The organism is Flavobacterium sp. DG2-3 (genome assembly GCF_030730925.1).
Lineage (GTDB): Bacteria > Bacteroidota > Bacteroidia > Flavobacteriales > Flavobacteriaceae > Flavobacterium.
The window spans coordinates 157146-169452 of the sequence record NZ_JAVAMB010000004.1 but is presented as its reverse complement, the minus strand read 5'-3'; the positions used below and the strand labels follow the sequence as shown (position 1 = coordinate 169452).

Annotated in this window: 7 protein-coding genes; 3 read left to right on the top strand and 4 right to left on the bottom strand. The window is 34.0% G+C overall.

Annotated elements, in window-relative coordinates:
- Positions 1–111 precede the first annotated feature (111 nt).
- Positions 112–1908: a translational GTPase TypA gene (gene typA, locus Q9Q97_RS08180; protein WP_306156072.1), complete on the top strand. Its 1797-nt coding sequence runs from the start codon at positions 112–114 to the stop codon at positions 1906–1908.
- 208 nt (positions 1909–2116) lie between these two features.
- On the opposite strand, the gene Q9Q97_RS08175 is transcribed toward typA, so the two are convergent.
- The 3 genes from Q9Q97_RS08175 to Q9Q97_RS08165 are packed head-to-tail and all read right to left on the bottom strand — an operon-like array spanning position 2117 to position 6233.
- Positions 2117–4468: a T9SS type B sorting domain-containing protein gene (locus Q9Q97_RS08175; RefSeq protein WP_306156071.1), complete on the bottom strand. Its 2352-nt coding sequence runs from the start codon at positions 4466–4468 to the stop codon at positions 2117–2119.
- 13 nt (positions 4469–4481) lie between these two features.
- Positions 4482–5318 carry an ABC transporter permease gene (locus tag Q9Q97_RS08170; protein WP_306156070.1) on the bottom strand — a complete coding sequence of 279 codons (837 nt, stop codon included), beginning with the start codon at positions 5316–5318 and terminating at the stop codon, positions 4482–4484.
- Positions 5319–5321: 3 nt separating this feature from the next.
- Positions 5322–6233, bottom strand: coding sequence for an ABC transporter ATP-binding protein (locus Q9Q97_RS08165; RefSeq protein ID WP_306156069.1), 912 nt, complete (start codon positions 6231–6233; stop codon positions 5322–5324).
- A 106-nt stretch (positions 6234–6339) separates the two neighbouring features.
- Between Q9Q97_RS08165 and Q9Q97_RS08160 the strand changes: the two genes are divergently transcribed.
- Together Q9Q97_RS08160 and Q9Q97_RS08155 are read left to right on the top strand one after the other, a co-directional pair.
- The gene (locus Q9Q97_RS08160) at positions 6340–7392 is read left to right on the top strand and encodes a hypothetical protein (protein WP_306156068.1); all 1053 of its coding nucleotides are present in this window, start codon (positions 6340–6342) and stop codon (positions 7390–7392) included.
- A gap of 93 nt (positions 7393–7485) precedes the next feature.
- Positions 7486–8349: an SdiA-regulated domain-containing protein gene (locus tag Q9Q97_RS08155; protein WP_306156067.1), complete on the top strand. Its 864-nt coding sequence runs from the start codon at positions 7486–7488 to the stop codon at positions 8347–8349.
- 223 nt (positions 8350–8572) lie between these two features.
- Here Q9Q97_RS08155 and Q9Q97_RS08150 read toward each other — a convergent pair whose 3' ends face one another.
- A complete protein-coding gene (locus Q9Q97_RS08150) occupies positions 8573–12304 on the bottom strand; it encodes a metallophosphoesterase (protein WP_306156066.1) in 3732 nt (1243 codons plus the stop codon).
- Positions 12305–12307: the final 3 nt, after the last annotated feature.

Sequence of the window (12307 nt, the reverse complement as noted above, 5' to 3'; positions counted from 1 at the left end):
CCGATATTTTGATGTTTTATATTAACTAATTGATTGTATATACGCAAACTATGTTAGAAACGTTTTTTTTTAGAAAATAAAGTGTACCTTTGCGCCCATTAAAAATCACAGATGGAATCTATTAGAAACATTGCAATTATTGCCCACGTCGATCACGGTAAAACCACTTTGGTTGATAAAATTATGTATCACTGTCAGTTATTTCGTGAAAACGAAAACACAGGTGATTTAATCTTAGATAATAACGATTTAGAGCGTGAGAGAGGTATTACTATTACTTCTAAAAACGTTTCTGTTCAATATAAAGGAACAAAAATCAATATTATTGACACTCCTGGCCACGCCGATTTTGGAGGTGAAGTAGAACGTGTGTTGAACATGGCCGATGGTGTATGTTTGTTAGTGGATGCTTTTGAAGGTCCAATGCCACAGACTCGTTTCGTTTTACAAAAAGCTATTGACTTAGGTTTGAAGCCTTGCGTAGTAATCAATAAAGTAGACAAAGAAAACTGTACTCCTGAAGAAGTTCACGAAAAAGTTTTTGACTTAATGTTTGAATTAGGTGCTACTGAAGAGCAGTTGGATTTCCCAGCGGTTTATGGTTCTGCAAAAAACAACTGGATGTCTGATGATTGGAAAAACCAAACAGAAAACATTGAGCCATTATTAGATATGGTTATTGCTAATGTGCCAGCTCCAAAAGTTTCTGAAGGTACTCCACAAATGTTGATTACTTCTTTAGATTTCTCTTCTTTTACAGGTCGTATCGCTATCGGACGTCTTGAAAGAGGTACTTTAAAAGAAGGAATGCCAATTTCTTTGGTAAAAAGAGATGGTAAAGTAATCAAATCTAGAATTAAAGAATTACACACTTTTGAAGGTCTTGGCCGTAGAAAAGTGGAAGAAGTTGTTGCTGGAGATATTTGTGCTGTTGTAGGTATTGAAGGTTTTGAAATTGGTGATACTATCGCTGACTTCGAAAACCCTGAAGCTTTACAAACAATCGCTATCGATGAGCCAACAATGAGTATGTTGTTTACGATTAACGATTCTCCTTTCTTTGGTAAAGAAGGTAAATTTGTTACTTCTCGTCACATCCGTGAAAGATTAACAAAAGAGTTGGAGAAAAACTTAGCGATGAAAGTTGGAGAAACTGATTCTGCTGATAAATTCATGGTTTTTGGCCGTGGAGTACTTCACTTATCTGTTCTTATTGAAACTATGAGAAGAGAAGGTTATGAGCTTCAAATTGGTCAGCCACAAGTTATCATCAAAGAAATTGATGGTGTTAAATGTGAGCCAATTGAGGAATTAACTATCGACTTACCAGAAAATCTTTCAGGTAGAGCGGTTGAATTCGTAACAATCCGTAAAGGAGAAATGCTTTCTATGGAAGGTAAAGGAGAGCGTATGATTATTAAATTCAACATTCCATCTCGTGGAATCATTGGTTTAAGAAATCAATTGCTTACTGCTACTGCTGGTGAGGCTATCATGGCGCACCGTTTTATCGGATATGAGCCATACAAAGGAGAAATTCCTGGACGTAACAACGGTTCATTAATCTCTATGGAAAACGGAAAAGCTATTCCTTATTCTATCGATAAATTACAAGATCGTGGTAAATTCTTCGTTGATCCAAACGAGGATATCTATGAAGGTCAGGTAATTGGAGAAAATACTCGTAGCGACGATATGACAGTTAACGTTACTAAAACGAAAAAACTTTCTAACGTACGTTCTTCTGGAGCTGATGATAAAGCTAGAATTATTCCTGCTATCAAATTCTCATTAGAAGAAGCTTTAGAGTACATTCAAAAAGATGAATATGTTGAAGTTACTCCAAAATCTTTACGTTTAAGAAAAATTTACCTAAGTGAAACAGATAGAAAAAGATACAAAATCTAATTCGGTTTAACTTTCAAAATAAAAATCCCAAATTCCATCAAGGAGTTTGGGATTCTTTTTTTCAGACACATTTTAGTTTAATGTTTCAGGTTTAAAGTTTCAAGTTCAGCTTGGAATTTGAAATCTTGAGAGTTTCAAATTTTAAATTTTAAATTTGAGATTCAGGATTGGGATTTGGAATTTTGAGAATTTGGAATTTCCTAAAAAGTTATCTTTTCAAACTAAAATGTCCTTTTACATTTTTTCCGTTAACAAAAAGCAGCGTAAACCAATAATCGTCTGAAGGCATTTCTCTACCGTTGAAAAGTCCATTCCAGCCTGTGCCGGTTTGAGTCATTTGTTTTAATAATTTTCCGTAGCGATCAAAAATAGAAATAGTGTAATTCGGCATTTGATCCATATCTTTAATTACCCATAAATCATTGATTCCATCTCCATTTGGAGTAAAGAAACGCGGATAATCTAAGACATAGATTAAAAATGTATTAGACGGACCACAGCCGTTTTTGTCTCTGGCAATTGCATTATAAACTCCTGGAACAACTTGAGTAAAAGTCGGACTGTCTTGATAAACGATTCCGTCAAGAGAAAATTCATAATTTCCAACACCAGTATATTTAATTTGTACGGTATTGTCGGTTCCAGAAAAATCTTTTACATCTGCTCCAGTAATTGTAGCAGGTTCAGATAAAATGATTTTGAAATTTTTAGTTTTTTCGCAGCCATTTAGATCTGTTACAGTTACAGAGTAATCTCCCGCGCTATTAATGAATGCTGTATTTGTAGTGCTGTCATTATTAGTCCAAGTATAACTGCTAAAACCGGTAGCTACTGTTAAAGTCATTTCATCGCCTTTGCATAAATAACGTGTTTCCTCTTCAAAATTAGGCGGATCAAAAGTGTGCACAATTAATTCTACAGGAGCTATATCATAACAATCTGAACCATTTGCAGCGCGTGCGTAAATAGTCTGGCTATTTGGAGTTGTATTTTTAAAAATATTGTCTAACTTATTTGTTTCTGTAATAGCATCTGAAGCAGTTAAGAAATAATCGATTACGAGTCCTGCAGGCAAACCAGATAAAATTTGAGGCGTTACTTGATCTTGTAAATTAAATTGATATAAACCGTCTTGTATTGCATCTTCATCACAAGTTTCTACTGCAGGTTGATTTGGAATAACAGTATTAGAAACATTTAACGTGATTTCTGCTGTTGTGCTGCAGCCAAAACTATTTTCAATTCTTGCAAAAACAATTTGATTTGGAGTTTTGTTGGTATAACGTTGCGGATTTGAAATCGGATTTGTTTTAGCTTGCGCGTCTGCCAAAGTTTCATAATACCCTTGATTGGTGATCTGAGGGTTATTGTTTTTTACAATGTTAGCTACTTTAGTCAGATCAAAAATCGTAAATCCATCACTATCGTCATCACATTGTAGTAAAGAAGTATTGGTTTTAGCAATTTCAGAAGAAAACTCGACAGTAATTTCTCCAACGGAAATACAGGTTGTGGTGTTTAGGTTCACTTCAACTTTATAAGTTCCAGTTGATGGTATAGCATAAGTAGAAGATGTTGCGCCTAGAATTTGAACGTAATTATTAGATGCATCTTTTTTAAACCATTTAAAAGTATAATTGGCTGCGTTTAGATGTGTGTCTAAAACAAAATTTTCGGCAAAGCAAACAGGATTATTATTGGCAACGGTTCGGTCTTCTCCAAAATTTATTTTAGTTACAAAACTGCCCGCTTCAATAAAAACCGCCGAATTGTATTGTCTTGTAGCATCATCGGCAATTACCATTTTTAGATGGTATGTTTTATTTGGAGTTACCTCTGTATAGGCATTCATTACTACGGTCTGTCCCGCATAATTAATAGGGCTTGCTACAGTATTATAGCCGTTAAAGTAGTTTTCGTTTACAGCCTCACACCCAACCAAAGGTATTCCTTGACTGTTGTTGACAGTATTGATTTTAGGATGAACGGTTGTAGCCGAAACTGCTATTGTGGTATTCGGCAAAACGGCAAGATTTTTATAATTATCAGTGGTTCCAGCTTCTTTAATTAAGAAAGCGAATCCATCTGAATAAATACAGGGAAAATTATTCTGATATTCATTCGAAGCAAAAATATAATTAAAGCTAATAGAATTGGTCAATGCTATAAAATCAAACTCTAAAACTGTTGCTTGCGTACTGTTATTAATTCCTAAGGCAGTATTAAGATCTGTATCACCATCCCAATTTCGAACTTGCGTACCTTTAGAATCTTGCTGAATGTAAGGTCCTTGAGCTTTTACACTAGGCGAAGTGCTTAAAACGATTCCGCTAGCAAAAGGAAAGTTTGGACCAGCAGTGAAAGAACCGTAACTCTGCTCATTTGGAGTAGGGTTGCCGGTTGCATTTACACTTTCGGTATCAATACAAGAACTATTTATTAAAACATTTTGAATTAAATCTACAGGTGTTGCTGTTGGATTAACAGAAATATTCTGCGCACTGATTTTATGGCAAAAACAGCACAAAATGAAAAATAGAAAAATTCTTAGGTGACTCATAGTAACAAATATACTACAAATCTCTATTTTTTAATAATTTGTAAGAAAAATAAACAAACACAAAAGTCCACGCTAAAACAATTAAAACAGCAGAATAATCGACGCTAAAATCGCCTTCTGTGTTAATTCCGATTTGAGTTCCAATATTTTTAACTACAGACAGCCTCGGGCCGGGATTAACAATCAAATTTGACATTGATTCTAAAGGGAAAAACTGTGTAATTATTTTGTCAGTATCACTATTTGGGAAAATTTTAAAAGCTAAAGTTCCTCTCGCAATTGCTTCAATGATACTCCAAACTAAAAGGAAACCAAGTGCAAATGCAGAACGTTTTACTAAGATTCCTAAAAACAGACAGAAAGAAAAGAATCCAGTTAGTTTGACAAAGAAGGCTAAAAGATAATCTAAGTCAGTAAAAATGATTCCAAATTCGGTATAAGAAGAAAAAGATAAGCCTAAAAGCAAACTCATGATAAAAACGAAAACAGTAGATCCAAAAGCAAATAAGACTACAGTTAAGAATTTAGATAAAATAAATTCCTTTTTGCTAAGACCATCAATTAAATTCTGTTTTAAAGTTCCGTAGCTATATTCATTCGCCATCATCGAAACGATTACAATCGCTAAAAAGAATTTCAGCCAAGCCGCTACATACGTATTAAAATGCCAGATAAATGGAAAATTAAAGATTCCCATTTCGGCCAAATGAAATTTAAAAACTCCGATATCAAATTTTATGGCTGCAATAAGAGCGATAAAAGAAAGTAAAACAAAATAAGTTAAGGTTAATACACGGCTGGCTTTGTTCATCCAGATTTTTTGCAATTCTATAGAGAGAAGTCTTTTCATGGTTTAGTTTTTTTGAGCGATTGCGTTTTTGGTTAATTCTAAAAATTGAGCTTCTAAACTGTTTTTTCGTTTTACTAAATGGCTTAAAACAATATTTTTAGAAAATAAAAACTGATTTAAATCTGAAGCAGATAAATCTGAATTTAGGTAAACTAAAACTTTTCCGTCTTCTTCAGTAACTCGATCTACTGAAGGATGTTCTAGTAAAATAGTTTTCAAAATTGAATTATCATCTGTCTGCAGTTCAAAGAATCCTTCGTTAGAAGACATTCCGTCAACAGGGCCAGAATACAAAACTTCACCTTTTCTTAAAACAATTACTTGCGAGCAAACTTTTTCTACTTCGTCCAATAAATGAGAAGCGAGTAAAATAGTTGTTCCCTGCGATGCAATTTTTTTAATAATATCTCGAATCTGATGAATTCCCTGTGGATCTAATCCGTTGGTGGGTTCATCTAAAATTAAAATTTCTGGGTCGTTTAAAAGTGCTGATGCAATAGCCAGACGCTGTTTCATTCCTAAAGAAAAAGTGCTGAATTTGCTGTCTTTTCTTTCGCTCAAACCAACCAATTCCAGTTTTTCGTTAACCTTAGAATAATTGATGTTTTTGATTTTGCAAACCAATTTCAAGTTTTGCTCAGCCGTCATGTACGGATAAAAATTTGGTCTTTCTATAATCGCACCAACTTTTTTCAAAGCTTCGTGCGTTTCTATAGTGCCGTCAAACCAGCGATAATTGCCAGAAGATTTATTGACAACGCTCAAAACAATTCCTAATGTAGTCGATTTTCCGCTGCCGTTTGGCCCTAGAATGCCATAAACACGACCTTTTTGTATTTGAAAAGATACATTTTTCAAGGCCTGAATTCGGCCGTATCTTTTGCTTAAATTCTCAATGGTTAATATGGTTTCCAAATTTTTCTGGTTTTAGTTTTTAGTATGACGAGCCAATTTGATTTTTGTTACTTTAAATTCTAACATTAAATCGTATTGATGTAAATTTGTAATAAAGATATTCAAAATGAGCGAGCCTTTAATGGTTTTAAAAAAACCGTCTTACCCTTTAACACAGCCACTTTTAAGTTACTTAGAGCGATACGAACGTATTTCTAAAGTTTCTGTGTTTTATGATGACTTGCTTCGTTTTACGGGTTCTATAAACGTTTACGATAAACATGATACCGATACGCTTTGGATTCGAGTGTATTACGGCGAATTTGAACGCAATGAAATTGATTTAAATTTAAAGAAAATATATTCGCTTCTGCATTCTGATGGTAACAGTGAGATTATTCAGTTCTTGAATGTCGATGCGATTGATTACTGTACTTTCGGAAATTCGAAGCCTTTTAGAATTAAAGTTCGAAATATTCTCAATGACAATTACGTCCATTTTTATATTAAAAAAGCAGATGCTTCACGTATTTACGGATTGGAGTTGGAAGATATTCTTTCGCCAGATAAAATCAATTTTCTGGTTTATAAAGATACTTTGATCGAAGAGCATATTATCGGAATTCCCGGTGATGTTTTTATGGATACGCTGCTGGATAAATGCAGTGAAATGGAAAAAGCACAGATTGCAAAAGAGTTTGTGAAATTTAACGAGCGTTGTATGATTCGTCTTTTGGGAGACATGCGCGCTTACAATTATGTAATTGTTCCAATTCACGATTTTGACCAAGTTGTCTATAAAATTCGTCCAATCGATTTTGACCAGCAATGTTACGAGGGAAATTTTAAAGTGTATCGTCCGCAGTTTTTCAAGGAAAACTTTCCGATGATTCAATTAATTAAAGAGAAATTGGAAGAACGTTCGATTATCCAGTATAAAGACGAAGAAAGAGCGATTCTGGCAAAACGTATTCATTCAGCCGAAACGAGAATTAAAAAGCTCTTGAATATTATGTGCCACGATACCATTTCGACACACGAACATTTGATGCAATTAAAAATGGAATTGTATCGTTATACGAACGACATGAAATTTAAAAACGCAAAATCGATGGGACACGTCATGCATGCCGCATTCGAGTTTATCATTCGCAATTTTAAAAACACTAACTTGGTTTAAAAATTTTCACCATATAAGTTATATAAGTAATTTTAGCTAAGCTTGGCTAAATTGAACTTATATAACTTATATGGTTCAAAAACAAAATAATATATGAAAAAGTCTTTTTTAGTTATCTGTTCAATTGTTCTATTAGCTTGCCAGAAGCAGTCTGGTTCTGATTTGAAAGAACTGTATTCGCTTCCGAAAAAATTAAAGGAAGTTTCGGGAATTACTTATTTTCCTGAAACGAAAACTCTTTATACTCTAGAAGACAGCGGGAATAAAAATGCTATTTACGCAATTGATTCTGAAGGAAAATTAAGTAAAACGATTACGATTTCTAATGCTACAAATGTTGATTGGGAAGATATTACAAAAGATAAATCTGGAAATATCTACATTGGCGATTTTGGAAATAATGATAACGAAAGAAAAGATTTATGCATTTATAAAGTAGCGAAAAATCAGTTGCATAATGATTTGGCCAAAGCCGAATATAAAATTTCATTTTCGTATCCAGAACAAAAAGAATTTCCTCCAAAGAAAAAAGAAATGTTTTATGATGTAGAAGGTTTTTTTGAACTGAATGGCTATTTCTATCTTTTTACCAAAAATAGAAGTAAAGGTTTTGACGGAACTGCTTTTATCTACAAAATCAAAAATGCTGCAGGAACTCAGAAAGCAGTAAAAATTGGCGAATTTAAAACTTGCAGCAATTACAATCATTGCGTTCTGACAAGTGCAACTATTAGCCCAGACGGAAAAAAAGTAGCTTTATTGAGTCACGATAAAGTTGTTTTGTTTAAAGATTTTAAAGGAGATTTATTTCATAAAGGAAAACAAACAGAATTGAATCTAAACCACTTCTCACAAAAAGAAGCCATGGTTTTTAAAGACAACAACACCTTACTTATAGCCGACGAAAAAACAAATAAAGTAGGAGGAAAGGTGTATGAGTTTTCACTAAGCCACTAAGGTTCTGAGATGCTAAGCTTCTAAGAAAAAGTTAGCCACGAATTCACGAATTTTTTTTTATGATAATTCGTGAATTCGTGGCTAAAAACTTTGTGTCTTGTGCCTTTGTGGCAAAACCTTAGAAGCAAAAAAAGTTAGCCACGAATTCACGAATCTAAATAAAATAATTCGTGAATTCGTGGCTAAAAAAAACTTTGCGACTTTGTGTCTTCGTGGCAAAACCTTAGAAACTGTAGGCCGCTCCAAAAATCACCCTTCCGATTTCATCTGGAGATTTGAAGTATGAGATTCTTGCTGTAATAACATTTATAGCGTTCAACCAAAGTCCGCCGCCGTAATCTTGGTGCCATTTCTTAGAATTTTCGCCATCAAGCCAAACTCTTCCGTAATCGAAACCACCTAAGATTCCGTATGTCATTGGCACAATCGTGCGCTGGATTTTTCCAATGCTTAAACGTAAATCAGAACTCTGAGAGAAATAAGAACTTCCTAAAAAACGCTCATTTCTAAATCCGCGTAAATCGGTATCGCCCCCTAATGAAGCACCTTGATAAAATTCGTAATTGTTATTTAAAATAGCTTTACCTTTTAAATAAGTAGCCAGAATAAGTTTTCCGTTATGATCAATTTTATGCGTAAAACCTAAAATGCTTTCAAGCGTTGGGAAATTCTTTTTGGTTTCATCCAAATTTGTCGTCCAAGTTCCAGCAATCATAAAATGCATTCCCAATGTAGGTTTTGCTGCAAAATCAGAATTCTTAAATACATATTTAACTTTTAAGCTTCCAAAATTCTGACTGTTAAATACATCTGGATTTACAATTCCCGGAATATCAATGTATCGATTTTCAGTTTCTTCAACCGTCATTCTCTGGAAAATTGGCTGAATACTAAATTCGCTACCATATCTTCCAACGTGTCTGATAGCGCCCGAAGCATTGAATTTTCTGATACGCACACGGTTATAATCCATGCTTACTTCGTCATCGTATTGCGCTTCATTTCCATATCCAAAATAATTCATCGCAAAATTTGGAGTCGTATAAAGCGATTCCACATCTATAACCCATTTTCCTAATAAACCAGGGAAATGTGCCGCATAGTTAAATTCTAAACCACCAGTAGCGAAATAATAAAATGCATTAAAAATATGGCGTTGTGTATATGGATTTTGTTTGAAATTATTAACTGTATAATTGACATTGATTCCCACTTTTACACCATCATCCGGATTGAAACCAATATTCGGAAGTCCAGAAATTACATTGTATTTTGGTTTTTCGTAATTGTACAAATTAACATCGTAATCGTCTGTTAGTTGTGTCTGAGTTTTAGAATCTAAATTATACGTGTTTTCTTTTGATTTAAAATCGTAAACGATAACCTTTCTTCCGTTTTCAATGTTGTAAACATCATTGTTCTGACCACCAATCAAACGAATTTTGATGCTCGATTTCTGATCTCCTTTTACTTCAAAAGTATCGTTATCGTCCAATCCGTAAATCCAAAGATTTCTAGTTTTATTATCAGTTACAGTTTTGGTATAAAGCAATTCATCGCCTTCTTTTTTAACTCTGAAAACTTGAACTTCTATTTCTTTTTTCGTCTTATGATTTAAAACAAATTTGTCTTTTTTATCCGTTCCAGCCATCATAACCGTTTTGCTCAAAACGTCTGAATATTCACGAGCATATTTCTGAAGATCCTTTTTTCTATTTTTCAGTTTGGTTTTGATTTCGTCAATTGTTCCATCTTGAACTTCTTTTGGTAAGTTTTTGAAAGCCTGATCGATATCAGCATCAGTTAAATTTTCTTGAATGTATTTGGCCTGTTCTACCCATTCTTTTTCTTGAGAAGTTCTTAAAAAAGCCAAATCCATTGGGTAAGGTTCTCTGCTTAACCATTTTACATTGTCAATTTTATTTTTAAAAGTTCTCATATGACGCAATGCCGGGATATTCATCAAAAGTGAAAGCAGCGCTCCGTCATATTTCACAAATGCCTGATCACGATCTCTTGGAATTGGTCTGTAAATCACTTTTCCGTCTTCTTTATATTCAGCCCAGCGCCATTGATCGCTATGTCTGTCCCAATCTCCTAAAAGCATGTCAAACAAACGCGCTTTTATGTATTCTTTTTCATCAACTGTATATTTTTCATCTTTATGAAGATTCAGCATCATATCATCAGTTCCGATAATATTGCTTGGTTTGCCAAAATCTTTTCCGTCAAGATGATTGTCTGCCGGTCTTTCTTCCACCATATACAATTGATCTCCAAAACTTGCATTAAATTCGCCCAAACCATTTTGTTTCGGAACATAATATAAAATCGGGTTAGTATGTCTCAATCGAATTTTATCAGACATATCGCCAATAACAAAAGAAGAATAAGGGTAAGAAGTAGTATAAAAATCAAACAGGAAATCCTCTACATAAGTTTTATCAAAATCATTTACAATATATTGATCTTTAAAAGCAACGGACTGTAAAAACACCGTAGCACTTTTTTTCATGGCGCGCATCACATATTCACGACCTTGAGGATCAGACATTCTTAATGAAACTGATTGATGTCCACCGCCTTCGCGAATAGGTTTCAAACCGCCTTTTAGCGTATCTACAGTTGCAGTTTTTGCTTCAATTGGCAAACTATAATAGTATCTGTAATGTTTTCCAAATAAAAATCGGTGAAACGCACTCTTATCTGTCATTTTTGTAGAATAGATCGAAGTGGTCACTTTTGAAGGAAACTTATTCGGAATATCTGATGACCAGTTGATTTCTTTTGCTTTTATGATTTCGCGCTCAAAAAGCATTTTCTCTTTGTTATTTTCATTTCCGTAAAAAGTAACTTTTGCATCACCGGTTTTAAATAAAGTCAAAGTGGCATAACCATTTTTGCCATACGAAAAATCATAAGGATTGATGGCTCTTGCTGCTTCAGATTTTGATCCTGCACCGCTAATAATCTGCTGGATATTTTCTTTGCTGATAAATTGCAGATTGTGATCGTGACCAGAAACTACAATTACATTTTTCTGCTTTTGCAAAAGTGTTTTAATTCTTTTAGCATAAATCGTATATTGCTTATTCTGAATATCCTGCGGACTAACTCCAGATGTTTTTCGCACTAAATTAATGAAGGAGCCAATTACAGGAAGCGGAATTTTTTGCTCTAAAGGAAATAATTGTTTTTCTAATGAAAATTGCCCGCCGTGAGTTCCGTTGCTTAATAAAGGATGGTGAATCGCCAAAACAACTGTTTTCTCTTGATTTTTGTTTAAAAGACTTTCTAATTCTTCAAAAAAATCTTCTCGGGTTTTAATTTCGCAATTGTCATTTATAGTTGGATGATCGTTCCAGTCTTCCAGAAACCATTCACTATCAACAGCTATCAATGTTGTTACACTATCAATTTTTACATCTTCAATCGGGCAGGTTTTTCTTGGCAGAAAACCCTTTTTATCGTTTAAATATTTCGTTACAAAATCGGCTTGGCGTTCTAAACCTTTGATACCGCTGTACCAATCGTGATTTCCTGGAATTACGATTGTTCTTCCTTTAAAACCTTTCGTCAGTTTTAATTGATTCGTGAGTTTTGTTTCGGCTAAAGCCTTGTCTTCTGGATGATTATCACTAGGAAAACCTTTTGGATAAATATTATCGCCTAAGAAAAGAAGTGTCGATTTTTTACTTGCTTTTTTTAGCTTTTGGTGTAAAAGTTCTAAGGTTTGCTGTGCTTGTTCTTCGTCGGCATTTCCAGCATCACCAACAAGAAAAAAAGTATGTGCAATTTTTAGGGTATCAGTTGCGTTTTCTGTTTCGTTGGCGCTAACATTTTTCCCGTATTGCGGTTTGCTGGTCGAACAAGAATAAACAATGAATAGCGATGCAATTGCTAAAGAAAAGTTTTTAATCTTTGCAATAAAATGATTATCCAAAAACAATTTCATAAT

What these genes read in the sequence shown, in the direction of transcription:
- Q9Q97_RS08155 (WP_306156067.1), top strand. Translation starts at nt 7,486, where the DNA reads ATGAAAAAGTCTTTTTTAGTTATCTGTTCAATTGTTCTATTAGCTTGC.
- Q9Q97_RS08150 (WP_306156066.1), bottom strand. Translation starts at nt 12,304, where the DNA reads ATGAAATTGTTTTTGGATAATCATTTTATTGCAAAGATTAAAAACTTT.
- Q9Q97_RS08170 (WP_306156070.1), bottom strand. Translation starts at nt 5,318, where the DNA reads ATGAAAAGACTTCTCTCTATAGAATTGCAAAAAATCTGGATGAACAAA.
- typA (WP_306156072.1), top strand. Translation starts at nt 112, where the DNA reads ATGGAATCTATTAGAAACATTGCAATTATTGCCCACGTCGATCACGGT.
- Q9Q97_RS08160 (WP_306156068.1), top strand. Translation starts at nt 6,340, where the DNA reads ATGAGCGAGCCTTTAATGGTTTTAAAAAAACCGTCTTACCCTTTAACA.
- Q9Q97_RS08175 (WP_306156071.1), bottom strand. Translation starts at nt 4,468, where the DNA reads ATGAGTCACCTAAGAATTTTTCTATTTTTCATTTTGTGCTGTTTTTGC.